General features: G+C 65.1%; 24 protein-coding genes. 10 read left to right on the plus strand and 14 right to left on the minus strand.

The annotated features are described in order from the left end of the window. Window positions 1-6: 6 nt before the first annotated feature. The 3 genes from OXM57_10620 (at window position 7) to OXM57_10630 (ending at window position 2661) form a co-directional block, all read left to right on the plus strand. Window positions 7-864 (plus strand): ABC transporter permease, encoded by an 858-nt coding sequence (locus OXM57_10620; GenBank protein ID MDE0353131.1) that lies wholly within the window; start codon window positions 7-9, stop codon window positions 862-864. 344 nt (window positions 865-1208) lie between these two features. After that, window positions 1209-2060 (plus strand): SDR family NAD(P)-dependent oxidoreductase, encoded by an 852-nt coding sequence (locus tag OXM57_10625; protein ID MDE0353132.1) that lies wholly within the window; start codon window positions 1209-1211, stop codon window positions 2058-2060. Window positions 2061-2241: 181 nt separating this feature from the next. Continuing rightward, window positions 2242-2661 (plus strand): cupin domain-containing protein, encoded by a 420-nt coding sequence (locus OXM57_10630; protein MDE0353133.1) that lies wholly within the window; start codon window positions 2242-2244, stop codon window positions 2659-2661. 181 nt (window positions 2662-2842) lie between these two features. Here OXM57_10630 and mgtE read toward each other — a convergent pair whose 3' ends face one another. Both mgtE and OXM57_10640 read right to left on the minus strand, forming a co-directional pair. Beyond that, window positions 2843-4225, minus strand: a complete 1383-nt coding sequence (gene mgtE, locus OXM57_10635; protein ID MDE0353134.1) for a magnesium transporter — start codon at window positions 4223-4225, stop codon at window positions 2843-2845. Between the two features lie 161 nt (window positions 4226-4386). Beyond that, window positions 4387-4863 carry a transcription elongation factor GreA gene (locus OXM57_10640; protein MDE0353135.1) on the minus strand — a complete coding sequence of 159 codons (477 nt, stop codon included), beginning with the start codon at window positions 4861-4863 and terminating at the stop codon, window positions 4387-4389. 145 nt (window positions 4864-5008) lie between these two features. On the opposite strand from OXM57_10640, the gene selD reads away from it, so the two are divergent. From selD to OXM57_10655, 3 genes are read left to right on the plus strand one after another with little or no spacing between them, the layout of a single operon-like run. Continuing rightward, window positions 5009-6052, plus strand: a complete 1044-nt coding sequence (gene selD, locus OXM57_10645) for a selenide, water dikinase SelD (protein MDE0353136.1) — start codon at window positions 5009-5011, stop codon at window positions 6050-6052. Further along, a complete protein-coding gene (locus tag OXM57_10650) occupies window positions 6049-6498 on the plus strand; it encodes a (2Fe-2S) ferredoxin domain-containing protein (GenBank protein ID MDE0353137.1) in 450 nt (149 codons plus the stop codon). Before selD ends, OXM57_10650 begins: the two co-directional genes overlap by 4 nt. After that, window positions 6498-7853, plus strand: a complete 1356-nt coding sequence (locus OXM57_10655) for a PDZ domain-containing protein (GenBank protein ID MDE0353138.1) — start codon at window positions 6498-6500, stop codon at window positions 7851-7853. Before OXM57_10650 ends, OXM57_10655 begins: the two co-directional genes overlap by 1 nt. Before the next feature lie 346 nt (window positions 7854-8199). Here the strand turns inward: OXM57_10655 and OXM57_10660 are convergent, their stop codons facing one another. Both OXM57_10660 and OXM57_10665 read right to left on the minus strand, forming a co-directional pair. Next, entirely contained in the window at window positions 8200-10491 is a 2292-nt protein-coding gene (locus tag OXM57_10660; GenBank protein ID MDE0353139.1) for an AAA family ATPase, read from the minus strand. Between the two features lie 11 nt (window positions 10492-10502). After that, window positions 10503-11120, minus strand: a complete 618-nt coding sequence (locus OXM57_10665) for a hypothetical protein (protein MDE0353140.1) — start codon at window positions 11118-11120, stop codon at window positions 10503-10505. Between the two features lie 306 nt (window positions 11121-11426). Here OXM57_10665 and OXM57_10670 point away from each other — a divergent pair, with 306 nt between their 5' ends. Together OXM57_10670 and OXM57_10675 are read left to right on the plus strand one after the other, a co-directional pair. Next, window positions 11427-11582, plus strand: a complete 156-nt coding sequence (locus tag OXM57_10670; protein MDE0353141.1) for a hypothetical protein — start codon at window positions 11427-11429, stop codon at window positions 11580-11582. A gap of 313 nt (window positions 11583-11895) precedes the next feature. Next, entirely contained in the window at window positions 11896-13086 is a 1191-nt protein-coding gene (locus tag OXM57_10675; GenBank protein ID MDE0353142.1) for a hypothetical protein, read from the plus strand. Window positions 13087-13114: 28 nt separating this feature from the next. Here OXM57_10675 and OXM57_10680 read toward each other — a convergent pair whose 3' ends face one another. The 10 genes from OXM57_10680 to OXM57_10725 all read right to left on the minus strand — a co-directional run bounded on the left by OXM57_10680 (window position 13115) and on the right by OXM57_10725 (window position 23293). Next, on the minus strand, window positions 13115-14485 hold the full coding sequence (locus OXM57_10680; GenBank protein MDE0353143.1) for a fenitrothion hydrolase: 1371 nt from the start codon (window positions 14483-14485) through the stop codon (window positions 13115-13117). Further along, window positions 14482-15174: a hypothetical protein gene (locus OXM57_10685; GenBank protein MDE0353144.1), complete on the minus strand. Its 693-nt coding sequence runs from the start codon at window positions 15172-15174 to the stop codon at window positions 14482-14484. Before OXM57_10685 ends, OXM57_10680 begins: the two co-directional genes overlap by 4 nt. Next, window positions 15171-15980: a cytochrome c oxidase assembly protein gene (locus OXM57_10690; GenBank protein MDE0353145.1), complete on the minus strand. Its 810-nt coding sequence runs from the start codon at window positions 15978-15980 to the stop codon at window positions 15171-15173. The genes OXM57_10685 and OXM57_10690 overlap by 4 nt, the downstream gene beginning before the upstream one ends. Window positions 15981-16199: 219 nt before the next feature. After that, window positions 16200-16508 (minus strand): cytochrome C oxidase subunit IV family protein, encoded by a 309-nt coding sequence (locus tag OXM57_10695; GenBank protein MDE0353146.1) that lies wholly within the window; start codon window positions 16506-16508, stop codon window positions 16200-16202. A gap of 19 nt (window positions 16509-16527) precedes the next feature. Then, complete coding sequence (locus OXM57_10700; GenBank protein MDE0353147.1) at window positions 16528-17139, minus strand: heme-copper oxidase subunit III; 612 nt, start codon at window positions 17137-17139, stop codon at window positions 16528-16530. Then, window positions 17139-19187, minus strand: coding sequence for a cytochrome c oxidase subunit I (gene ctaD / locus OXM57_10705; GenBank protein ID MDE0353148.1), 2049 nt, complete (start codon window positions 19185-19187; stop codon window positions 17139-17141). The genes OXM57_10700 and ctaD overlap by 1 nt, the downstream gene beginning before the upstream one ends. A 183-nt stretch (window positions 19188-19370) precedes the next feature. Continuing rightward, window positions 19371-20441: a cytochrome c oxidase subunit II gene (coxB, locus tag OXM57_10710; GenBank protein ID MDE0353149.1), complete on the minus strand. Its 1071-nt coding sequence runs from the start codon at window positions 20439-20441 to the stop codon at window positions 19371-19373. Window positions 20442-20554: 113 nt separating this feature from the next. Then, on the minus strand, window positions 20555-21298 hold the full coding sequence (locus OXM57_10715; GenBank protein MDE0353150.1) for a hypothetical protein: 744 nt from the start codon (window positions 21296-21298) through the stop codon (window positions 20555-20557). Between the two features lie 605 nt (window positions 21299-21903). Continuing rightward, window positions 21904-22482: a hypothetical protein gene (locus OXM57_10720; GenBank protein MDE0353151.1), complete on the minus strand. Its 579-nt coding sequence runs from the start codon at window positions 22480-22482 to the stop codon at window positions 21904-21906. Then, window positions 22475-23293, minus strand: a complete 819-nt coding sequence (locus OXM57_10725) for a glycerophosphodiester phosphodiesterase (GenBank protein MDE0353152.1) — start codon at window positions 23291-23293, stop codon at window positions 22475-22477. The genes OXM57_10720 and OXM57_10725 overlap by 8 nt, the downstream gene beginning before the upstream one ends. 104 nt (window positions 23294-23397) lie before the next feature. Between OXM57_10725 and OXM57_10730 the strand changes: the two genes are divergently transcribed. Then, on the plus strand, window positions 23398-23640 hold the full coding sequence (locus tag OXM57_10730) for a DUF2191 domain-containing protein (protein MDE0353153.1): 243 nt from the start codon (window positions 23398-23400) through the stop codon (window positions 23638-23640). After that, window positions 23640-24077, plus strand: coding sequence for a PIN domain-containing protein (locus OXM57_10735; protein MDE0353154.1), 438 nt, complete (start codon window positions 23640-23642; stop codon window positions 24075-24077). The genes OXM57_10730 and OXM57_10735 overlap by 1 nt, the downstream gene beginning before the upstream one ends. Window positions 24078-24089: the final 12 nt, after the last annotated feature.

Genomic DNA, 24089 nt, shown 5'->3' on the forward strand with positions numbered 1-24089 from the left:
CCGGATATGACATCTGCCGCACAGTTCTCGGAGAGACGCAAGATCTGGAGGAGGATCGTCCGCAATCCCCTTCACCTCTTCACGCTCAGCATGGTGGCGCTGCTGGTGCTGACGGCGGTGTTCGCCGATCTCCTGGCACCTTACGGCGCCACCGAAGTGGTCGCCTATCCCTTCGAGTTGCCTACCGGACAGTTCTGGCTGGGCACCGACTCGATAGGAAGGGACATCTTCAGCCGTCTCATCCACGGATCACGGGTCTCGCTGTACGTGGGCTTTGCCTCCACCGCCATAGCGGTGGTATTCGGGGTTCCGATGGGCGTTGTCAGCGGGTACTTCGGCAAACTCACCGACACCTTAATGATGCGCACCACCGACGGCCTGCTGGCGTTTCCCCCCATCATCCTGGCCATGGCCATGGTGGCGGTGCTGGGAACCAACCTGCGCAATACCATCATCGCCATCGGGGTAGTTCAGATCCCCCGCTTCGCCCGTCTGGTGCGAGGAATGGCCCTCTCCCTCAAAGAGAGTGAATTCATCACCGCCGGCAGAGCCTTGGGCGCCAGTCATGTGTATCTGATGCAGCGGTCGCTTCTGCCCAACCTGACCTCGATCATCCTGGTGCAGTTCACCCTCACCTTCGCCACCGCGGTGCTGACCGAGGCGGCCCTCAGTTTCCTGGGTCTGGGCGCTCAGCCTCCCGCCCCGTCCTGGGGCTCCATGCTGCTGGTCGGAAAGACCCTGGTCTCCACCAATCCGTACCTGGCGTTGGGAGCGGGAAGTGCCATATTCATTACGGTGCTGGTCTTCACCCTTCTGGGCGACACCCTCACCGACCTCCTCAACCCCTACCGCACCGACCGTTAAGCCTGGATCCACCGATGGGTTCGGTGGGGGGTGTGGGGTCGTATTCCCTCCTCCGAGATCCGTCTGCTCTGGTGACATCGGACTCGAATTCGGGCGCGCCCATCGTCCTGAAGTAAGCGGGTCAACTGCCTATTGTCTCCAGCCAGCCCGAGAGCACGGTCCCCACCGGTCAGGGATAACACATACGCGTCCAGATTTACGAGACTGGGCTGGGTCACGCCGCCGTCCCACCCTCGTAAACTGAATTAGGGCTCATTCCGTGGGTGGCCCTTTGGTCGCCTCTTCTCGAGCATCGGTGACGGCAAGTCAAGTATTCGAATACGCACACGAACTGAGAAGTCGACATGCAACCCAAACCGCTAAACGGAAAAGTGGCAATCGTTACCGGCGCCGGCAGCCCCATCGGCATGGGCCGCGCCATGACGTTTGCCCTGGTGCAGGCCGGGGCACGCGTCGCGATGCTGGACATCAACGAGGAGTGGCTGGAGCAGTCCGCAGGCGAGGTGCGAGCGGCCGGTGGGGACGACTGTGTCCTGGACTTGGTCTGCGATATCTCAGACCCCGAAAGCGTGGAGGACGCTGTCCGCAAGACGATAGCCGGGCTCGGCGGGCTCCACGTGCTGATCAACAACGCTGGAACGATGAACCTTGCGGACCTCGCCGGCGGTAATCTTCCCAAGTTTTGGGAAATCACTCCCGAGACGTGGAGCAGGATAATCGCTGTCAATTCCAGCGGATCGTTCTTCATGGCCCGGGCGGCAGTGGGCCACATGCTCGACCAGGGATGGGGCCGGATAATAGGAGTCACGACCAGCGTCGACACCATGTATCGGCCAGGCTTCTGCCCCTACGGTCCGTCCAAGGCAAGCCACGAGGCGCTGGTCGCTCTCATGTCCCGTGAATTGGACGGGACCGGAGTAACCGCCAATGTACTCGTCCCCGGCGGCCAGACCGACACCCACATGATCCCCGATGGCATCGCGGTGGAACGGGCGATCCTCATACGGCCGGAAGTGATGAACGGGCCCGCAGTGTGGCTCGCGTCAGAGGAGTCGGACGGGATCAACGGCATGCGCCTGATCGCCCACTATTGGGACGAAAGCTTGCCCCTCGACCAACGGCTCGACCAGGCCGCCGCGCCCGCCGCCTGGCCGCAACTTGGCATGCAGGGCATATTCCCGGGACAAGACTTGTGAATCGGTTGATCGCGAATACCGACGAGTCACTTTTCGAGACCCGCCCTCTTGTCGCCCCCAGCCGCACATTCACTGCGCATTCTCATAACCTGTGGGGCGAGTGCCCGTAAACTAACCATCGAAGCGAACATACGGTAACCCCGCGTCGGTAGCGGCGCACACGCCAACGAGGAGGCCAACCTTGGAAGCGAAGACTGAGCTCATAGTCCCGAAGGTGATCCCCGGCGCCGTCCCGATGGTGGTCCGCGGCACCCGGCCGCCAAGCGACACGGCACAGACTCCCGGCCTGATCCGCCGTCCCGCAATCGACGCGGCAGCGGTAGGAGCCAGCAAGATCTGGTTCGGCACCGTCACCTCAGAGCCCAATCACACGGGTCCGCCCCACATGCACGGTGAGGCCGAGACCGCCGCGTACGTCATTTCCGGCCACGTCCGGGTCTACTACGGCGAGGACTTCAAGGAATGGGTAGAGGCCGGACCAGGTGACTTTCTATTCGTGCCTGCCCACATGTGGCACATCGAGGAAAACCCCTACGACGTACCGTCGGAACAGTTCCTGGCCCGCGGACCGGACAACATAGTTATAAACATGGAGGAGTAGGGCCTCGGTCCTGCCTCGGAAGGTCGAGCCGATGGCAAGGTTGTGGTCGGTGGGGCGGACACGCATAGGGATACCCACGTTGGGGCGGTAGTCGATAGCACGGGTCGGCTGTTGGGATCGGCCCAGTTCCGGACTGATACAGCCGGCTATGGATATCTAGTTTCCAACTACCAACTACCAACTACCAAATCAGCAGAGTGGCGACCATCAGGAACCCGCCGAACCCGACCACATCGGTCACCAGCGTCAGGAAGATGTTCGAGGCCAGTGCCGGGTCCAGCCCCAACTTGCGAAGCATCAGAGGGATACCGGTACCGGAGAGCGTTCCTATGACGAGGTTGACGACTGTTGCTATTCCCATAGTGACGGCGAAGTTCACCGTGCCGCCGAACACCAGGCCCACGGTTCCAGCGAGCAGACCGACGGGTATGGAGTTGATCACGCCGATCGCCACCTGATTCATGAGCACGCGCCCTGCCCGACTGGGTGTGACGCCGTCAATCGCCATCGATCGGATGACCACGGCCAGGCTCTGTGCCCCGGCATTGCCGCCCATCAGCGCCACCACCGGCATCAGAGCGGCCAGGACCGGGCCGATGTCGTCGATCACCGCGGACTGCCGTTCGATGACCAGCGCTACCACCAGCGCCATCGCCAGATTCACCAGCATCCAGGGAAGGCGCATGCCGGCCGCCCGTGCTACGGGCGTGAACACCGTCTCCTCGGGCCCGGCTCCCATCGCGGCGGCGAAGTCCTCCGAGGCCTCGGCCTGAACCGAGTCCACCACGGCCTCATGGGTGACCATGCCGAGCAGGACACGCGAGTGATCGACCACCGGTAACCCGAACAGGCCGTAGCGTTGTACCAGCTCGGAGACCTCCTCCCGGTCTGTTTCGGGACGTACTGCAACCGGTCGGTGCACCATGGTCTCGTCTAGTCCCACCCCGGGCCGCGCGAACACCAGGTCCCGGAACGAGACCACGCCGACCAGCTGGCGCCGATGGTCGACCACATAGACATACGAGAGGTCCTCGATCTGGTCGTGGAGTTGGCGGAGCCGTTCGATGGCCTCACCCGCGGTCATCCCCACCTGCAGGACCGCCACCTCGGTCGTCATCAGCCCGCCCGCCGAGTCGGGGGCGTGCTGGAGCAGAGCGAGCAACTCCTGGGAGATCTCAGGATCGAGGCCGGCTAGTACCTGCTCCCGGTTGCTCTCGTCGAGTTGTCCGAGCAGGTCGGCCGCCATGTCGGCATCCATGGCAGCGATGAGGTCCGAGGCTCGGGCCAGGTTGAGCCCTTCGAGAACATCGACGCCCAACTCGGGGCGCATCTCGTTGAGGATCCCGGCTGCGTCGGCGATGTTGAGGTCGGAGAGCAGGTCGGTGGCCGCGTCGGCGTCCAGTTCCTCGAGGATGTCTGCAGCGTCGTGGGGGTCGGCGCTGGCCAGTTCCTGCCACTCGGCGGTATGGGTGTCCAGGTACTGCTCGACCTCATCCGGCTGAACCCGGGCGGTGCTCCGCAACCGCTGGGCGAGCTCCCTTGGCCTGGGCAGTCTTATCCGCACCGGTCTGTCTCCTACGGGGTCGGATCCTGCTGCCGGAGCATGACGGGGACCCCTAGGAGGGTGCTGAAAGAGACGGGGATTGGTTGGCCCGCGATCCGTGGACCGGGGGGTTCATTTGAGGCCTTCGGGCGAACCGGACATTATGCAGCACCCTCCGACGTTCAGCCGTCGTAGGGCCGGACCGCGAGCACCGTGACCTTGAACACGCCTCCGGGTGCCTCGTAGGTGACATCATCACCCACCGCCGCGCCCACCAGTGCGGTACCGAGGGGACCCTCGGGTGAGGCCAGCAGGAAGCCGGGGACCCGGTTCTCGGGAACGGCCACGAAGTACTCCTCCTCGAACCCCTCATCGTCCACCAGCGTGACGATCGAGCCGATCTGCACGGTGCCGTCGCTGGCGGCCTCGCCGACGGTGGAATTGTCGAGCAGATGCCGGAGCTTGCGGATCCGAGCCTCCATTAGGCCCTGCTCGGTCTTGGCGGCGTCATAGTCGGCGTTCTCCCGGATGTCCCCGTGTGACCGCGCCTCGGCGAGCCGCTCCGCGATGCGGGTACGCCCGGCGGTGGTGAGCATGCCGTATTCTTCTTGAAGTTTCCGGTACGCGGCAGGCGTCAGCCAGGTCTCAGGGGTGCTCATACCGGCCAGGATACCCGTTGGGATGTTCTTGCCGGCCGGGTGCCACCAGCCGGGACACCCCCGGCCAGGGTTCGCACCGCATCGTGCCAAACTCCTGGCCCTGGGTGGAACTGTCCGGCCGGAAGAAGGTGGAAGGAGGTGAGACATGTCCGAGATACGACTTACGTCCTTCTCGCCGGGTGGCGGCTGAGCGTCCAAGCTCGGCGCTGACGAGCTGGCGCAGGTCTTGCGCCCCCTCAGAACTCACCACGCAACGTCCCATTCCGACCTCTTGGTGGGAATCGCCACCTCCGACGATGCGGGCGTGTTCCACCTGGACGACGACCGCGCGCTGGTCCAGACGGTGGACTTCTTCACCCCGATCGTGGATGAGCCCTACGACTGGGGACGGATCGCGGCCGCCAACGCCCTGTCGGACATCTACGCGATGGGCGGGCGGCCGCTGACGGCCCTCCAGTTGGTGGGATGGCCTCGGTCCGCGTTGCCGCTCGAGGCGTTGAGCGATGTCATGACCGGCGGGGCCGATGTGATGGCAGAAGCCGGGGTCACGATCACGGGCGGGCACTCCATCGACAACGAGACGCCCGTATACGGGTTCGCCGTCACCGGGACCGCCTCCCCGGCCCGGGTCGTCACCAACGGCGCCGCCCGACCGGGCGATCTGATTGTCCTGACCAAGCCCCTGGGAACGGGCGTCGTCGCCGCCGCCCTCAAGGCGCGGGTGGCCGCCGCCGCCCTGCGCGACGTGGCGGTGGAGACCATGGTGGCTCTCAACGGGCCGGCCTCTGCGGTGATGGTGGAGGCGGGTGTGACGTGCGCCACCGACGTAACGGGCTACGGACTGTTGGGCCACATCCGGGAGGTGATGTCGGTTTCCGGGGTGTCCGCGCGCCTGGACATGGACGCGGTTCCGGTACTGGCAGGTGTAGCCGATCTGATCGAAGCGGGGATGTATCCGGGCGGTAGCCTGCGCAACCTGGAGTCCGCGCGAACTTCCCTCAGGACGTCTCGGAGTAGTACGGAGCAGAAGATCCTGGCGGATGCTCAGACCAGCGGCGGCTTGCTGATGGCGGTTGCCCCGGACCGGTCGGGACGGCTGCTGGAGAAGCTCCGGCCGGTTGCACCGGCAGCTACGGTCATAGGTGAGTTCACGGCGGCCGGCGGAGAACCGGTGATAGAGGTGGTATGACCGACGTGGCCAGTGGTCCGGAGCGGCTCCGGATGATCGCCTCCGCCCTTTCCATCGGGGGTCTGCAACGCCATATCTTCCTGTGCGCCCAGCAAGCGAATCCCCGCTGCTCGACCTACGAGGAGAGCAAGGAGGCGTGGCGCCGGCTGAAACGGACCGCCAAGTCGCTCGACATAGCCTCGGCGCCCCCGGGGTGGCGGGGGAACCTCTCCCGCCCGGCGACAGGGGTGGAGCAGGGCAATGGCACGATCCTGCGATCCAAGGTGGACTGCCTGCGGGTGTGCGAGCAGGGACCGATAGCGGTGGTCTACCCGGACGGGGTGTGGTACCACTCCGTGGCAGGCGAGGTACTCGACCGGATCATCCAGGAGCATCTGGTGGAGGGCCGTCCTGTCGACGAATACGTGTTCGCGGTGGACGACCTGTCGGCCCCCTCCAGAGCGTGATGCGTCTCCGTGTAGCCGTCCCGGTCATCGCACTGGCCATGGTGGTCTCGGCCTGCTCCCAGCGTTCGCCGGAGCTTCCACCGGTCGATGTCCCCGCCGAAGTCGTTCCTGACCTCGTCAACCCGGCGGATGTGGACAAGATGTTCCCGCTCGGTGGCGACTGCCTGCTGGCGGTTGGAAGCGGCGTGCGGGTGCTGGACGTGGTGGACGGTACGGGTGCCGCCGGTGCGCTTCGGCCGGGTGACATCATGACCTCGGTTGATGGCGTGCCGGTCAGCTCCCGGGAGATTCTGCTCCAGGTGCTCGAGGGCCGGCGGGTGGGGGAGCGATTGGTTGTGGAAGGAACTCGCGTCGGTGCCCCGTTCAGCGTTTCGATTGCCCTTTCTCCGGTTCCCGGTCAGACGGGACGGGCCATCCTCGGCGTCATCACCGAGACCAGGCTGGAGGCTGTCCGGCCGGCGAGCCTTCCCGATGCGGTCATCGACGACCAGCTGGCCCGTCCGGTGATCGTGGACGGCGGGATCTACCGGTACGTGCCCCTGGGCGCGGTCTGGACACCATATCCGGGTAACCCCGCCGAGCACATGGCGGAGTTGGGCTCCGACATCTACACCGTGGCAGCCGAGGAGCCTCTCTCCCTGGTTCGGGTGGGTGACGAGGAGCCGATCGCCATCGATCCCGGGCCGGTCGTCTACGAGACGCCGGTAGGTCCGCTCGAGGTGGTGGCTTCCGGATTCGACGAGGTGGTCGGATCGGTGGGAGGGTTGTTGCTCATAGCCGGGCAGGCGGAGGCCGGGCCCGGAGACACCGCCGCGGCGGTTCACGGGGTCGATCCTGTCGCGGCGACGGTGGAGTGGATCCGCCCCTTGGGTCTGTCGGACTCCGGGAACACGCTGGCCGCCGTCGATGCCTACCGGAGCCCCTCCGGTGATCGTGCGCTGGTTGCGCTCGTCGAGTATGACGTGGAAGGCGGCGGCGGAACAGAGCTGTTCAATTACTACCTGGTGGACGAGGAGGGCGAGGGGACGGTGGGTCCGCCCGGCATCGATCAGTTCTTCCCCACCGACGGTGTGACCGGCTGGTACGACGACAACTCGCTCATCTACCTGGTCGATATCGAGGTTCCGCAGATAGTCCTGTGGTCGTTGGGCAACGGCGAGCACACCCTGCTCAGGTCATATACGGCTGAGGAGGCCTTCAGCCTGCGTACGGCGTTTCCGGTAGGGGATGGAGAGCACATCGTGGAGGTGCGTGACGGCGAGGTGTTCCTGGTTGACGTGAACCGCCCCGAGCTCACCCGCCTGATTTCTCGTGGATGCCGGCACGTGCCTATAGAAGGCAGGAGCCTGGGCTAGTGGTCTGTCTCCGCAACAGCCAGGTGTGTTCTGGCTGCCATCGGTGTCCCGTCGCTGCGTTCCGCTTCCTCAACGTACCGCTGCGGGTACGCCTTCGTCAGCGGGCCTTGCGAGGAACACCGCTGCCGACGCCATACCACACCGCCATTACACAGACAGACGCGAAAGTGGCCTGTCTGCGCAATAGCCAGGTGTGTTCTGGCTGCCATCGGTGTCCCGTCGCTGCGTTCCGCTTCCTCAACGTACCGCTGCGGGTATGCCTTCGTCAGCGGGCCTTGCGAGGAACACCGCTGCCGACGCCATACCACACCGCCATTACACAGACAGACCACTAGTCGGAGCCGGGCTACTCGGTTTTCTCGGCGCCTACGGCCTCGGGTGCCGGGGCTGTGACCGGGAGGCCTCCGTTGCCTTCCACGTCCTCCGGAGCGGCCAGACCTAGGGCGGACCGATGATCCTCCACGCTTACCGCTGCGAAGCCGACGGGATTCTCCTTGGTTATCACCCCTGCTTCGAGGCCGATGATCTCGGCAACCTCGTCACCCGAGATGGTCTTCTTCTCCTGGAGACAGACCGCCACGTTGAACACCGCCGCCTTGTGCTGTTCGAGCATCTCGTAGACTTCGTCGTAGAGCCGCTGAAGCCTCCGCTCCACCTGGGAGGCCATGGTCTTGGCTATCTCGCCACTCGGGTCGGGCGGCTGGTCGAGTGCGTGGCGGGGCATACCGGCGCTCGAAGCGATGTTGTCGCCCATTCCCCAGACCCCGATCATGCGGCTCTCGATAGTGGTTGCGTTCCGGAGATCACCCCCCACCCCCATCGAGTTGTCGCCCTTGAAGAACATGCGCTCTCCGGCAAGGCTGGCCAGCGACACCTTTATGTCCACCTCCAACTCGGTCTTCCATTGGACGAACCGGTCCTCGAGGGAGATGTATGAGACGAAGCCGCCGACATCACCGCGGCGCTCGATGGTGGCGACATCGACGTTGGCGTGGGACTTGAGAAGGTGGGCGGCCACCGCGTGGCTGGACTCGTGGATGGCGACGGCGAACTCTTCGCGCTCCACGTACTCGAAACCTTCGGCCGGGCCCATTTCCTTGAGGGTCTTGGCCTTCCAGATGTCATCCCACCCGATGATGTCGCGGTCAGCTCGCTGGGCCAGGATGAGGGCCTCATTGACCAGGTCCTTGATCTTGGCGCCGGAGTAGTACGGAGTCTTGGCGGCGAGCTCCTCGATCTGTTCGTCGGTGATGTCGTGGCTGACCTTGGCCAGATAGCCCTCGAACGTGCGAGCACGGCCCTCCTTGGTCGGGAATCCGACTTTGTAGATACGGTCGATCCGTCCCGGACGTAGCAGCGCCGGGTCGAGCACGCTGGGGAGGTTGGTGGCCATCATGATGAAGATGCGGTACTTGGGTGGAGGCTTGGGCTTTATCCCGAGCGCCTTCCGGGCCTTGTTGGTGATCCCTCGAGGCTTCTTCAACCCGGATATCTCGGTCAGGAGGGCTTGGAGGGTACCCATACCGCCGCCTCCGCCGCCCATCATCATCACTCGGTTGATCCACGTTCCGGGAAGCCCTTCCGGTTCGCCGGAAGCCGGGCTCGTCCGGGCCGCATCCCCTTCGATGATGCTGAGGGACTGCGGGCTCAGGTAAAGGGAAGCGTTGCAGCCCATCCCGGCGCTGAGCGGTGTGGTGGGTTGTGGCGGTCCTCCTCCCTGGGCGAGGGCGCCCCGGTTACCGAGGGCGTCGGCCTCGTCGAAGAAGACCACCACGCCCCCATGGCGCAGGGCCAGCTTGCGGAGCTTCCGGAACAGACCCTTCACCTTCAGGATGCCGACCCCCATGAACATGGCTTGGAAGGCGCCGGGATCGACGAAGACGAAGGGGAGGCCGACCTCACCCGAGGTGGCCTCGGCGATGAGCGTCTTCCCCGTTCCCGGAGGGCCCCACAGCAGGATTCCACCGGGCACGTAGCCACCTTTGGCCTCGATCTCATCCGGCTTCTCGAGGAACCCGACGTTCTCCCGGACCAACTCGAGTACATGGTCCTGACCCCAGACATCGGAGTACCGGGTCTCTATCTCCTCCGGCATGATCGTGTCGACGCCCCCTCGGGACAGGAACCAGAAGAGGGCGGCGAATTGCATGATCAGGAACAGGGGATAGAACAGGAACATGATGAACTGCTGCAGGTTGCGGGCCAGGATGCGGGGGAGTTGGATCACTGCCTCGACCGGTCCGTTCACGTCGGCCACGAAGTAGTCCACCACCGAGCCCAGGATCAGCAGGAAGATCAGGATCCGGACGTAGCGGCCGAGCCGGAAGCGGGTCCACGGCTTGAGGCGTCGGTGAGCTTGGCGTTCCATCCCCCCGAAGAACCCTTGGGCCCAGAACCGGTTGTAGCGGGCCCACTTCTCCGAGACGTAGTAGTGGATCTGGCGGAGCAACTCGATGGGCAGGGCGATCATCAGCACCCGACCGAATGTCTCGTTCCAGGTGTCCCCGAAGGCCTGGCCGAATGTGGTGAACGGGGCGGTGACCTTGGCGCTGATCAGGATGCCGAGGAAGAACAGGATCAGCACCACAAACTTGATGCGATCCCACGTAGGGGAGCGCCTGCGGACGTCTGTCTTCATAATCGGCTTCCTTATCGGCGGGTGTTCACGATCCACGACTCGACCGCCGCCACGATATGCTCACCCTCCCGGGCGAAGCATTCCAGGGAGCAACCCGCCGCCATCGAGTACAGCTCGGTGGCCTGCGGATTGGTGACGGCCAGCACGTAGACGAGTCCCTGGCTCTGCCCATCCTGGGCGGTGAGCCCCACCGTGGCGCCGATGCCCTCGAAATCCCTCCCGAACGTGAAGTCCCACGTGTCGATCTCCACTCCCTGGCCCGGGTTGGTGACGTCGTAGGCCGAGACCGCCATCAAGCGGCGTGAGAGTAGGTCCTTCTCTTCCGGGCTGATCTGGCGGATTATCTGGGCTCCCACCGGGAACGGGGAGGTTGCCGCATCGAGGGACAGGTTGTTCAGGTCACGTCCCGCCGCGCCGTCGAACGCCACGAAGCTGATCGGCCGGTAACCACCGATGTCCGGCACGAACGGCACCGGAGCGATCTGGGACAACTCGTCGGCCCGGTAGAGGTTCCAATTCTTGGGCAGTTCGAAGAGGGACCGATTCTCCGCGTCCCGGTAAACGGTGATGTCGGGATCGCCCCCGCCGCACGCGGTCAGCAGCAGGGCCCCGACCAGTACAAGGATCACGATCCTCGAGTGCGCTCTCATGGGTGTTGATGTCCTCGCCATAAACGCCGTCCGGGTATTCTACGCTAGTGGTTTGTCTACGTAACGGCGGTGTGGTCTGGCGTCGGCAGCGGCGTTCCTCGCAAGGCCCGCTGACGAAGGCGTACCCGCAGCGGTACGTTGAGGAAGCGGAACGCAGTGACGGGGCGTCGATGACAGCCAGAGCACCCCTGGCTGTTGCGGAGGCAGACCACTAGGACGATGAGCTAGCGGGGCCGTTTGCGATCCCTCGGGCTCAGCGGAGATCGATTCGAGAGCGTTGTGATCGTGTCCCTCGTGACCTTGCTGGCCCACCATCCCTACGACACCGTTCTGGGCTTTTCGATCGCGCTGGTGGGGATAGTCCTGATCATGTGGGCCGAGAGGCGGGCCAAGGCGCGGCGCCAGGACGGGAACCACCGATCCGCGCCTCCGGATAATTAGTTGCCAGTCGGTAGTTTCTAGTTTCTAGCTTTAACTCACTACTAACCCTGATTAATCATGTTCTCAGCACACCGATGCGCATCAGGCCACCTCAACCTCCAAATATGCGAGGCGGCCACTCCTCATCCGGCGGTGAATGTTTCGCCAAGCCGAGGCAGGGGCTGCGGATAGCTCTGCTCCCCAAGTCAAGAGCCCGTAAGCCCTCGCTTCTGTCATCCTTCAAACCCCTATCCATGAATAATTAAGGCGAACAACTAACAACTAGCAACTAGCAACTAGCAACCAGAAAGGCAGACCACTAAGATTCCCGCCGATGTCCGATTCACGTGTGGCCGCTATCGGCGAGATACTGGGAGGCGCTCCCGACCATCTGGTGGAGCGATCGGCAGAGGCTCGCGCGGCGGCACAGGGGATAACGGTCGATGAGGTGTTGAGCGCCTGGTCCGGCGGGGCGGTTTTGGCCCCTACGGCTCCACCTCCGGCATCCGATCCGGTCGTGGCAGAGACCGAAGCTCCTGCGGCGCCGGCACCGGCGCCGGTAGATCCGATCCCTGGCGACGTGCCGCAGCCTGCGCTCCAGCCGGTAGCCGTTGCCGCGGTCGAGGTCGTCGAGGAGGAGGAAGAGATCGAGCCGGTCGATCCGGCGCCGTTGGCAGATCGAGTTCGCTTGGGCGCCAAGGTGGGAGCCGGCTTCGGCGCAGTGCTCGGTTTGGTGTCGTTCGCGGCGATGGCGCCGCTGATGCTGACCCGGCTTTCGCAGACAACGGCGGCGGGCGCTCCGGCCGGTGAGGTCACCTGGACCTACGTGGCTGCCACCGCAGTGGTCTGGACGGTGGCGGGCGCCATCATCAACGTGGCCTCGCGGGGGATGGGCCGCTTCAGGTCACCGGCCTTCGACACCGAGACCGGTTGGGTCGGTTCGGTGTTCTCGGGGGGTTTCCTGGGTCTGGTGGTGGGCGCCGCGTTCGGAGGCGTCCTCTATGCCACCGGCGAGGCATCCCTGTCGGGGACGCAACTCCTTGCCGTCAGTCCCCTCTCGATCATGTGGACCTGGTTGGGCTGGACGGCGCTGGGCGCGCTGATCGGCGGGCTCGGCCAGGCCATGGCGCAGCCGGCCGCCCTGTCCGGTACCGAGGCGGAGGAGGCCCGCGAGGTCCGGAAGCGCCTCACCGACGGGTTGGCCATGCCGGTGCTCGCGACGCTGGTGATCGCGGTGATCGTGGTTGCCTTCGGGTCCCTGCTGCTTCGCTATGCAGCGTTCGCTCCGCTGATCGCCATCCTGGTTTCCATCGGAACGATCGGTTTCGCGGCGCTGATGTCATCGCGTCCCAACCTGCGTGTCACCAAGGCAGAGTTCCTGGTGGCGGCGGCCGGTGTCGGGGTAGTGCTGACCATGCTGGCGCTGATCGCGGCGGCGCTGTCGGGCGAGGGCGACGAGGGGGGAGCCGGAGAGCCCGCCGGGCATGCTCTGGAATACGTCATCACGGATCCGGCGAGCCGGTAACCCTCCTTGACACGGGAGGGCGGCTCCCTCAACCGAGCAGCAGCACCAAGCCCCCGATGGTGAAGACGATCATCGCCGCCAGCATCGGATACTGGGACCGGACCGCCATCTCCGGGGGGAACCTCTCCAGCGCTCGATCATGGGCCACCAGCACCGCCAGCATGTGACCTATGGCGATGGCAGTTGTCTGGGTCCATGCGATGGTGCCGGTCGACAGGATCGTGTAGTCGACACGCCACTGGGCCGTACCGAACAGGTTCCATCCGAGCCCGTACGGGTCCGAAGCCAGCCTGATCAGGTTCTGCCCTTCGAAGACCAGGAAGCTGAAGTAGTGGGCCACGGTGTAGGCCACCATGATCGGGACCAGGGAGGGCCCGAAAAGGTCGCCCAACTCGTACTCGGGCTCGCCGGTTATCCGGGCCATGGCCGCGATGGCCACGCGGTACAGCGCCATCACCACGCCGATCCCGAATACCAACCCGCCGGTGTTCACGGCGGTCAGTTCCCACCCGGACCGGTTGGAGACGATGTCGAGCCACAAGGAACTCCGCGAGAAGCCGTCGAACGTCGTGGCGCCTATGACCACCAGAACGAGCCGCACCGTTCCCGGGCCCATGCGCATCCGCGCCAGCCCGGTCACGGGGTACCGGAGCCGCAAAGTTCCGCCGGCGTCCTTGTGGAGGGGCGCCAGCGCGCTGATCGTGCGGAACAGGACGGAGAAGCCGTCAGCCTGCCGGACCCAGGCCGGTCCGTGGAGCACGGCCCCCGCTACGAGTGCGATCGCATAGAGCAGCAGGTAGGCGCCGATCGTCCGGGGCGCCGCGCCCTGGTGGTATGCCAGTTCCATCCAGAGGAACACCACCATTCCGAGGAGCGAGATCGGTTCCCCGCCCCGCGCCGGCTCCGGTTCGATTCCCGTACGATCCGAACGGCGGATCCGCCCGCTCAGGTCGGCCAGGGTTGCGAAGGGGTTGACGGCGGCCCACAGGTCGCCTACGAAGGCCGACGCCACCGCCACTCCCACCCATACGAGCACGAAGGCCGCGAACGGCGCCAGGTTGGAAGCCACGTCAGGATTGCCCCTGAAGGCGGCGTGGATGGTCACCGCCAGCATCGCCACCCCGATCAGGCGCGTGATCGGCAGGAGACCTCGCGCCACCGACTCCAGTCCGCGCGGGAAGCGGACACCGCGGGAGGCGGGCGCCAGGCGGGCGTAGGTCCAGTAGCGGCCCAGCACGGCAAACGAGACGAGGACCGCGAACGCGGCCGTCCAGGCGAATTGCCAGATGGGGATCGGTAGATCGAGACGGCCGCCCAGTCCGTGGGCGCGGGCAGGCGTCGCCATGGCCAGCAGCAGCACAGCCGCCACGGGCAAGGCTGCGAGGCGGGCCCGGGTCAAGACACCTCCAGCTGGAGGACCAGGGTGTGGGTTCGTTCCAGCTCCACCTCGAAGACGCCGGGAATCGATGCTTCGAAGGTCAGTCGGCCCTGGCCTTCGACCAGTTCGATGTAGAGGTCATAGCCATGGATATGCACCTCGTCCGAGGTGTTCCCGCTCACCCGGAGCGTCACCCATTGTCCGACTCGCGCCGCCTCGCGCCGAACGCCCCCCTCCACCGAGCCGTCCGTGATCGTCAGGTCGATCACCACTCCGGGCGGATTGGCTTCGGTGGTCGGCGGAACGGTCGTGGTGGAGGGAGCCGGTGGCGCCGTGACCACCGAGGCAGCGGGCGCGGATGTGGTATCCACATGGGAGTCGCCGGCGTGCCAGGCTGAGCTGTGGGCGTCTCTCATGGAAACCGCCAGGGGCGGATCCGCCGACCGGTCCAATCCCACCAACAAAGGTTCCGACGTACGCAGGTGATCGTACAGATGGGCCAGCGGGAAGCGGAAGTCGCCATCGGGCGCCGGAACGATCTCTATGACCTCACCGCCGTCGGTCCGTAGCACGAACGACTCGATGGCTTCCAGGTCGCCGTTGACTTCGAGGACCACTCCCTGGACGGTCTCGAGGGAGGGTGTGTCGCCGGAGTCGCCGCAGGCTGCAAGGAACAGAAGCAGACCCGCCAGCGCCGCAACGTACTTCATGATCCCTTGCGAAGCTCCCGTTCCAGGGCTTCCCAGCGTTGCTCGTACGCATACCACCGGAACCAGACCACCACCAGGACACCCCAGAGGATGGCGCCGCCGCCGAGCTTCATCACCAGCCCGGCCAGGGTCTGGTCGGTGATGGCGTCGATACCCCACAGGCGAGGCGCCTCGGCGTAGAAACGGTAGAGAGGCTCCCTTCCGAATGTCAGGAACGAGGCCGGGATGGTGGGCAGCAACGAGTGGGCGAACAGGTACAGCATGCGTAGCGGAGGGGTAAGCCGCTTCAGTTCCGGCACCGGGCTCAGCACCGGAATCCACATCACGACGGCCGCCGCCATCAGCAGGGCGTGAATGGCGAAGTGGTAGATGCCGGAGGTGACCATCAGGTTCACGATCTCGGGCCAATGGATGCCGACCAGGATGCCGTTGAACACGAAGAAGGCCGCGAGCGGTCGGGTGAGCGGGCGAAGGACGCTGAAGAAGCGCGGGTTGGTGAAGATCCTCCGGAGCATCCAGGCCGGTGTCCCGGCGATCATCAACGGGGCCGACACCAGCGCCAGGGTCATGTGTTCGATCATGTGGAACAGGAACAGGTGCTGTTCGGCGATGTCGTGGAAGGGCCAATCCGATACCACCCATAGCGATGCCAGCCCCGAGGCGAAGAGGGCCACCTGGCCCCGGGTGACCAGCGGTCCGTCGACCTCCAGGTAGGGACCGATGCGGCGGATGGTGTACACGTACCAGAAGCCGACCACGAACACGAAGGCCCACACGTCGAAGTGGGGGTGCCAGGCCGGGATCATCTCAGTGATCCATCAGGCCGTGTGGTGGTGGCTCGGGGGCGTTTCATCGGGGGTGTCGCTCGGGATAAGGCCAGTGTAAATACCGGCCAGTAGTTGGCTACCGGCAACTGGCAGCCCTAGAAGGGTGCTGAAAAAGACGGGGATGGGTTGGCCCGCGATGTCGTGAGCAGGAGTTTCGTCACAGGGTCTCGGGCCAACTGGACATTTTTCAGTACCCTCCTAGAACAGGACGACTGCGCCCAGCGCGGCGAGGGTGATCAAGTACAGGGCGCCCGCCAGGATGGCGCCGGAGGTGAAGAACCGGGACAGCAGTCGCTTTTCAAACCTGAGGTGCATGAACATGGCAACCACCAGGTAGAACTTGAGGGCGCTCAGGATCAGAAGGGCCGGGACGGTCAGGGACTGGCCGATGGCGTCCACGCCGGCCTCCAGGTAGAAGAGCGCAACCTCGGCGGCCGTGAGCACCGCGAGCACGATGGCGATCATCACGTACTGCCGAGGCTGGGGATGGTGTGCGCCGCCGGCCATTCCTAATGCCCTGCTTCTCTCATTGGATCAGGTAGACGAGCACGAAGATGACGATCCAGATGATGTCGACGAAGTGCCAGTACAAGCCTACCAACTCGACGTTGAGCCCTTCGGCCTCGGACAGGCCGCCGGTGCGCATCGACTTGAAGGCCAGCACCAGCAGCATCAGGATCCCGAGAACCACGTGGAGCCCGTGGAATCCGGTCAGCATGTAGAAGGCGCTGGCGGCCGGGTTGATGTTGAGTTTCAACCCGTGGAGGATGAACTCCGCGAACTCGAAGAACTGGCCGGAGACGAAGACCGTTCCCAGGAAGGCGGTGGCGAACAGCCATGTCTTGGTCTGGTCCTGATCGCCGCGCGCCAGCGCCGAATGAGCCAGGACCATCGTCAGCGAGCTCATCAGCAGGACGAACGAGCTGATCGACGTGAACGGAATGTCGTAGAGTTCGACGGGATACAGGGTTCCCGGCCCGAAGTCACGGCCCTTGAACAGCAGGTAGTTGTTGATCAGGGCGCCGAAGAACAGGAACTCCGAGCTGAGAAACACCCACATTCCGAGCTTGCGGCTGTCGATGCCGGTCAGCTGGTGGTGGCCCCCACCCTCCTCGTGGCCGTGGGCGATGTCCGCCATCAGACGTCTCCCTCGCTCATCGCCTGTCCGGTGTTCGCCTCGTGCGCGTCGCCGTCGTGGTCGCCGTGCTCCTCGTCATGGACCTCCTCGAGCGGTTCGGACCCCCAGGCGAACAGCGCGCCGATGGCGACGAAGGCCCCTGCCGCCAGCATGGGGATGCCCCACGGGTGGGTGTGGTACATGATCCCGTAGGCGATGAACATGATGCCCAGCCCGACTATGAAGGGGAAGTACGAGGGCGCCGGTAGGTGGATCTCGTGGTCGGGGTTGCCGTTGGAGCGGATCAGCTCGTCGACCAGTTCATCCGCCTTCTCCTTGCGCACCGCCCGGCCTTCCTCGTCCTCGTCATACTTGAGGTGCCAGAAGTCGTCCAGGGAGGTGACGGTCGGCTCCACCGCGAAGTTGTATTCGGGAGTTGGGGAGGGCATGGTCCACTCCAGGGTGCGGGCATCCCACGGGTCATTGGGCGCTACCCGACCCCGCCGCTTCGAGTAGCTCCAGTTGATCATGAAGACCAGCACCCCGACGGCGATGACGAAGGCGCCGACGGTCACCACGAAGTTGCCGGCGCCGAGGCCCGCCTCCTCGGGGTAGACCCAGGTCCGCCGCACCATGCCCTGCAGTCCCAGCCAGTGCATGGGACCGAAGGTCAGGTTCATGCCGATGAACATCAGCCAGAAGTGCCACTTGCCCAGCGCCTCGTTGTACATGCGGCCCCAGACTTTGGGGAACCAGTAGTAGATGCCGGCGAAGAGACCGAAGAGGGCGCCCCCGAACAGCACGTAGTGGAAGTGGGCCACGATGTAGTAGGTATCGGTCTGCTGCCAGTCGGACGGGACCACGGCATGGGTGACCCCCGACAGGCCCCCGATGACGAACAGGGCCACGAAGCCCAGCGAGAACAGCATGGGCGTGGTCAACCGCACCCTGCCTCCCCAGACGGTTCCCAGCCAGTTGAAGATCTTTATCCCGGTGGGAATGGCGATGGTCATCGTGGACAACCCGAAGGCGGCCTGGGCGACAGTGGGAATACCGGAGGAGAACATGTGGTGGGCCCAGACCCCGAAGCCCAGGAAGGCGATGGCGGCGCCGGCGAACACCACCGCCGGGTAACCGAAGAGCGGTTTCTTGGAGAAGACCGGCAGGGTCTCGGAGACGATGCCCATGGCCGGCAGGATCAGGATGTACACCTCGGGGTGCCCGAATAGCCAGAACAGGTGCTGCCAGAGGATGGGATCGCCACCGGCTTCCGCCACGAAGAACAACGTCCCGAACTGCCGGTCGAAGGTGAGCATGAACAGGGCGATGGCGATGATGGGGAGCGAGAAGAGCAGCAGCAGCGCCACTACCAGGGTCATCCAGACGAACACCGGCATCCTGAGGAGCCGCATCCCCTTGGCCCGCATGTTGAGGATGGTGACGATGAAGTTCACCGCCGAGATGAGTGAGGCTACGCCCAGGATCTGCAGTCCCAGGGCCGCGTAGTCGACCGCCGTGCCGGGGGAGTAGGTGGCGCCGCTGTTGGGGGCGTAGATGAACCACCCGCTGTTCGGGATCGACCCGAGGGCGCTGGCGTCGGCGGCGCCACCCGGGAGGCTGCCGCCCACCGGAGGCGGGGAGGTCCCGAAGATGAGGGACGAGTAGATGAAGAGGCCCCCGAAGAGGAAGATCCAGAAGCTCACCGCGTTCATCCGGGGGAAGGCCACGTCGCGGGCGCCGATCATCAGGGGCAGCAGGTAGTTGAAGAAAGCTGCCGAGATCGGCATCACGAAGAGGAAGATCATCGTCACGGCGTGGGTGGTGAAGAGGCCGTTGTATTCGGCCGCGGTCAGGAATGCCCCGTCCGGGCCCGCCAACTGGATCCGGAGCAGCAGGGCCTCGATACCGCCGGCGAGGAAGAAGATGAAGGCGGTGTAGCCGTACATGAGGCCGATCTTCTTGTGGTCGGCGGTGGTGATCCACGACCAGAATCCGTAGGTAAGCCGGGGACGCCGGAAGAGGGTGGTCTCAGCCCGCTCGACCTTGTCGGTCGCTACGTCGATTGCCATGAGGCCCTCCTAGCTAGTGGTCTGTCGGTGGAATGGTGGTGTGGTATGGCGTCGGCAGCGGTGTTCCTCGCAAGGCCCGCTGACGAAGGCGTACCCGCAGCGGTACGTTGAGGAAGCGGAACGCAGCGACGGGGCGCCGATGACCGCCACAGCACACCGAGCTTTTTCGCCGACAGACCACAATCATTCCAGGCTCGACAGGTACACGACCAGGGCGTCGATCTCGTCGGCGGTCAGGCCGAGTTCGGGCATGAACGAGCCCGGCTTCCAGGTGGGTGGATCGGCCAGCCATAGCCGCAGGCCTTCCTCCCAATCGGCCTGGGTGGGGTCGAGTTGGGCGGGCAGGGTGGCGCCGGCGAACACGCCCCGGCTGGCGAAGTGCGTCAGGTCGGGGGCGGGGACGGTCAGCGTCTCGGGGTCGGGGTTGTTGACGCCGTCGATGATGTGGCAGCCGATGCAGGCGCCGCCCAGGAACACCTCCATCCCGCGCTCGGCCTCGGAACCGGGCTCCGGCGAGACGGCGGGAAGGAGTTGGCCGGCCGTCCAGGCGTCGTAGTCTGCCCTGGTCATCGCTACCACGCGGGCCCGCATCCGCGCATGGCTCAGCCCGCAGAACTCGGCGCAATGACCCCAGTATTCGCCCGGGTCGTCGGCATACAGCCGCTGCTCGGTCTCCTGCCCGGGGACGAGGTAGCGCTTGCCGGCCAGCTTCGGAATCCAGAAGTTGTGCAAGACGTCTTCGGAAGTCATCTTGGCGCAGACCTCGGTGTCCTCCGGGATCACCATCACGTTGGCTGTCACCACGCCCGAATCGGGATACCGGAACTCGAACCACCACTGGTGCCCGATCACCTCCACCTCCATGGCGTCGCCGGGGCACTCGGCCAGTTCGAACAGGGTCGAGATGGTGGGGACGGCGATGGCGGCGAGGATGATCGTCGGAACCACCGTCCAGATCAGCTCCAAGCGCGTGTTGCCGGCGACCTGCTTGGGCTCGGGACGTTCCTTCCCTTTTCGCTCCCTGAAGAGGAAGACCGCCAGCAGGAGAGCGCCTTGGACCAGCACGAATATCACCGCTGCGCCCCAGAAGACGGGCCAGAACAGCTCGTTGATCCGCTCGGCTATGGGACCCCGGGAGTCGAAGGTGTTGAGGGGTTGTTCCACCCTCCCGCAACTCGCAAGCAGGATTGCGGTCAGGAGAGCGACCGGCAGACGTCTGGACAGCCAAAGGACCGGCCGCTCGCGTCGTTCCATGTCTCCCTTCCAAGCCAGGGCCGCGGGGTACCGCGCAGACCCCTATATGTTACGGGTTCGGGTATCCGGCCACCAAGCCGGGGACCTCGGGGGGCGCCACGCCTCCCGGCGCCTCAGGAGGTCACTCTATCCAAGGCAGCATGTAGTTCAGCGCGATCGAGCACGCCCTCGAATCGGTGGGTCACGATGCCCGCGCCGTCAACCACGAAAACCCAGGGCTCGTTGGGCAATCCCCACTCGACGACCGCCCTGGTCAACTCCAGGTCAGCGCGATTGGAGGCGTCCAGGTTCTCGTAGATCTCCACATGGATCCAGTTGACGTCCGGGTAGATGTCGATCAGCGGTTTCGCTACGTCGACCACGGGGCCACAGGTCTGGCTGGTGCAGAAGGCGGGAGTGGCGAAGACGATCACCGACGGCCGGCCGGAACCGACCGCTTCCCCAACGGTCGTCTGGTAGAGACGGACGTCGGGCGCCGGGTCGGTGGTCAACGATCCCAAAGGTGTTTCCGGGAGGGTCTTGGAATCGGAGGGCGGCGCCCGTTCTCCGATCCCGACGGTGCGGGGCTCGGGGCTCACCGAGAACGGGGCGCCCTCGATCGCCCGATCATCTCCAGTCCGCATCCGGAAGGTCCACGTGCCGGCCTGGTCGAAATCGACCTCCGCCACCCACAAGCCCCGGACATCCGGAATGGCCCAGATGAACCGACCCGGCACCTCTTGAGACAGTGAGCCGCCCGGCGCCACGAAGGCAAGCTCTATCGGCTGGTCGGTGACCAGTGATCTGTTCTCGGCATCGATGGCGGAGACCAGCACCCGCTCCCTGCCCACCGCCAGATCCGAGGAGACCACCAGCACCAGTGCGTCATCCAGTTCATCGGAACTGCTGCCACACGCAAGGAGGCCGGCCGTTACAACTACCAGCAGCCATCGGGTAAGGATCCCGCCGGACTGGAGTCTCCGAAGCCCGGGATCGGAGAAGAGGGGCTTCCCAGCGTCCTGTGTTCTTGGTTCGGCGCGTTCTGTGACCTGTGGCGGTGGTGGGCGGCGCGGGCCACCCGGACATGGCCCGGGCGCCCGAACAAGGGGGTTGAACATGTCACGCACCCGTCGCATACTGTCCGGCAGTCACAAGCACCGCCGGTTCTCTGCTTATCGACGTCGAGTGAACCGGCACAGGGATCAATTCGGGAGCGGACCCGTTGGGGGATGGCGGAACGCGTTCGGACCGAAGGAGGTGGTGGCTGGGGGATGGGCCCGCCGGGGCGGGGCGTGTCCCGGCGTTTTTCGCGTTCTCGTTGTCTCGGGTGCGGATGTATCTCGGAGACAGGGCACTAGAACGGTGCTGACAGGGGCGGGGATGGGTTGGACCGTCGTCACGCTTCGACCTGGGGTTACTTCTGCCCAGCGGCCAACCGGACACTTTCTGGTAACGCTCCTCCCCACCCGATCCAAGTACCGGCTCAGGCGGCGCGGATCGCGACCGGCATGCCGGGTGTCACGTCGAACAGGTCGATCCCGTCGAGGGGCATGACGAAGCCCCTGATCCCGTTACGGAGCCGCTCGCGGTCCTCTGCCAGTTCCTGCGCCGATGCCTCGGCGCGGCCGGTCACCAGCCGCGTGAAGGCCACGCAGGGCTCTGCCACCTTCGCGTTCGAAACCAGGATCGAAGCTTGGGGGTTTCCGATGCGGATCCCTCCATCCAATTCGGATTCGGAGATCACCTCATCACTGGAGACGATCAGGTTCTCACCGCTCGCACCGAGCGGGATCGGTGTGAACCGCTTCCAGATGTCCTCGTAATGAGAGGTGAATCCGATCGAAAGCGCCCGCCCCGGGCGGTGGGAAGTGGCCTGCGGGTGATAGCGGTGGTGGCAGTCCACGATCCACGAGCCGCCGTCGAAACCGATCGGCCCGTCAGGCGTGAGCCGCAAGGTGGACACTTCGGCCAGGGGATCGAGCCGGTATACCCCTTCGTCGCGTTGGTGGCGCCGGTGGATCTGGAGCTTGACTACTTGCCCGACCTCTACCCAGTCACCCATCACGTGGTTCCTTCCGGTTCGTGTTCCGCCTGCGCTCGGTCAGGAGGGTTCGGAGCAGGTCCGGACGGTCGGTGATGAGACCGTCCACTCCCATGTCCAGCAATTCCTCCATCTCGGCCGGATGGTTGATGGTCCATACTATTAATGGAACCCCCAGCCTCCTGGCGGCCCGGACCGTGCGGGGCGTGACGATAGTGACGCCACGATCCTTGACGGGCACCTGGAGGGAGTCGGCTCGGGGGCGGTACGGCAGGCCGGTCCGCGCCGCGGTCAGGAACCGGACAATCTCGGCGGGGCCGGCCGAGGTTGCCACCGGCCGGTCGATCAGCGCCCGGAACCGGCGCAGGCGGAACCCGCTGAACGAACCGACGACTACCCGTTCCCACAGGTCGAGACGGCGGATGAGGTCTACCAGGGCCGCCTCCATGCCGGCGCTCTTCAGGTCGAGGGCGAATACGCCGTCCGGATAGGTGACGACCAGTTCCTCGAGCGTCGGCACCTGGATTCCCTGTCCTCGATGCGGGTAATCCCCGTCGCGCTCGAGTCGATAGCCGGCGTCGAGGGTCCGGAGTTGCTCCAGCGAGTAGTCGGACACGAGGCCTGCGCCGTCGGTGGTGCGGTCGACCGTGTCGTCGTGGATGGTGACAAGGATGCCGTCCCCCGTGATCTGGAGGTCGGTCTCCAGGTATCTGTAGCCGAGATCCACCGCGCCCTGGAAGGCGACCATCGTGTTCTCGGGCCACAGCAGCCCGGATCCCCGGTGCGCCATGGCAATAGGGTGCTCGTGCCCGAGCGCGACGGGAAGCGACATTGGCCGGAAGGTTACTGTGGCCTGTGTCCTGCGGGTGGTGGCTGAATCAAGAGCCGGCCATAGATGGGCGCGCCATATGCCATAGTATGGCTAGTATGGGTGATATGAAGACGACGCTGGACATTCATGACGAGTTGCTTGCGCGGGCCAAGCGCCACGCAAGGGACACCGGTCTGCCGCTGCGGGCGGTCGTGGAGGAGGGGCTGCGGTGCGTGCTATCAGTGCCTGAGCCCGCCGCTTACGAGTTGGCTGATCGGCGCGTCGGTGACCCGGAGCGGGCGGACCCTTTGGAGCGGTACTCGTGGCCGGAGCTGCGTGGGTTGATTTACGGCGGCGAAGCACCCTGATGCTCGCCGTCGACACGAGCATCCTCGTCTACGCGCATCGCCGGGAGAGCCGCCACGGAGAGCAGGCCTACGAGGTCCTGCGGGCGCTCGCCGAAGGAGACCGGACCTGGGCGATCCCGTGGCCGTGTTGCTACGAGTTCCTCAGCGTGGTGACCAACCGGCGCATCTGGGGCGAAGCGGCCTCCTCTCCGCAGCAGGCGTGGGGTCAGTTGGCCGCGTGGGTGGCATCTCCGTCGAACCGCCTCATCGGCGAGACGGACGGTTTCGTGGAGATCCTGGCCGGATTCGTGGATCGCCCGCGTGTCGTCGGCGGCATTGTCCACGACGCTCGGATCGCCGCTATCTGCGTCGCCCACGGCGCCGAAGCACTGTTGACGCGTGACCGCGACTTCTCGATGTTTCCGAAGCCTCGCACCAGAGACCCCCTGGCCACATAGCCCACACGTCCC

It is taken from the genome of bacterium (assembly GCA_028820935.1).
Taxonomy (GTDB): domain Bacteria; phylum Actinomycetota; class Acidimicrobiia; order Spongiisociales; family Spongiisociaceae; genus Spongiisocius.

Bases quoted from the DNA above. Each gene is read 5' to 3' on its own strand.
- OXM57_10675 (MDE0353142.1), top strand. From the start codon at position 11,896: ATGTCCGATTCACGTGTGGCCGCTATCGGCGAGATACTGGGAGGCGCT.
- OXM57_10660 (MDE0353139.1), bottom strand. From the start codon at position 10,491: ATGAAGACAGACGTCCGCAGGCGCTCCCCTACGTGGGATCGCATCAAG.
- OXM57_10695 (MDE0353146.1), bottom strand. From the start codon at position 16,508: ATGGCCGGCGGCGCACACCATCCCCAGCCTCGGCAGTACGTGATGATC.
- OXM57_10720 (MDE0353151.1), bottom strand. From the start codon at position 22,482: ATGGGTGACTGGGTAGAGGTCGGGCAAGTAGTCAAGCTCCAGATCCAC.
- OXM57_10700 (MDE0353147.1), bottom strand. From the start codon at position 17,139: ATGGCGGACATCGCCCACGGCCACGAGGAGGGTGGGGGCCACCACCAG.
- OXM57_10730 (MDE0353153.1), top strand. From the start codon at position 23,398: ATGAAGACGACGCTGGACATTCATGACGAGTTGCTTGCGCGGGCCAAG.
- OXM57_10655 (MDE0353138.1), top strand. From the start codon at position 6,498: ATGCGTCTCCGTGTAGCCGTCCCGGTCATCGCACTGGCCATGGTGGTC.
- OXM57_10685 (MDE0353144.1), bottom strand. From the start codon at position 15,174: ATGAAGTACGTTGCGGCGCTGGCGGGTCTGCTTCTGTTCCTTGCAGCC.
- OXM57_10620 (MDE0353131.1), top strand. From the start codon at position 7: ATGACATCTGCCGCACAGTTCTCGGAGAGACGCAAGATCTGGAGGAGG.
- OXM57_10625 (MDE0353132.1), top strand. From the start codon at position 1,209: ATGCAACCCAAACCGCTAAACGGAAAAGTGGCAATCGTTACCGGCGCC.
- OXM57_10640 (MDE0353135.1), bottom strand. From the start codon at position 4,863: ATGAGCACCCCTGAGACCTGGCTGACGCCTGCCGCGTACCGGAAACTT.
- coxB (MDE0353149.1), bottom strand. From the start codon at position 20,441: ATGGAACGACGCGAGCGGCCGGTCCTTTGGCTGTCCAGACGTCTGCCG.
- OXM57_10690 (MDE0353145.1), bottom strand. From the start codon at position 15,980: ATGATCCCGGCCTGGCACCCCCACTTCGACGTGTGGGCCTTCGTGTTC.
- OXM57_10725 (MDE0353152.1), bottom strand. From the start codon at position 23,293: ATGTCGCTTCCCGTCGCGCTCGGGCACGAGCACCCTATTGCCATGGCG.
- ctaD (MDE0353148.1), bottom strand. From the start codon at position 19,187: ATGGCAATCGACGTAGCGACCGACAAGGTCGAGCGGGCTGAGACCACC.
- OXM57_10735 (MDE0353154.1), top strand. From the start codon at position 23,640: ATGCTCGCCGTCGACACGAGCATCCTCGTCTACGCGCATCGCCGGGAG.
- OXM57_10650 (MDE0353137.1), top strand. From the start codon at position 6,049: ATGACCGACGTGGCCAGTGGTCCGGAGCGGCTCCGGATGATCGCCTCC.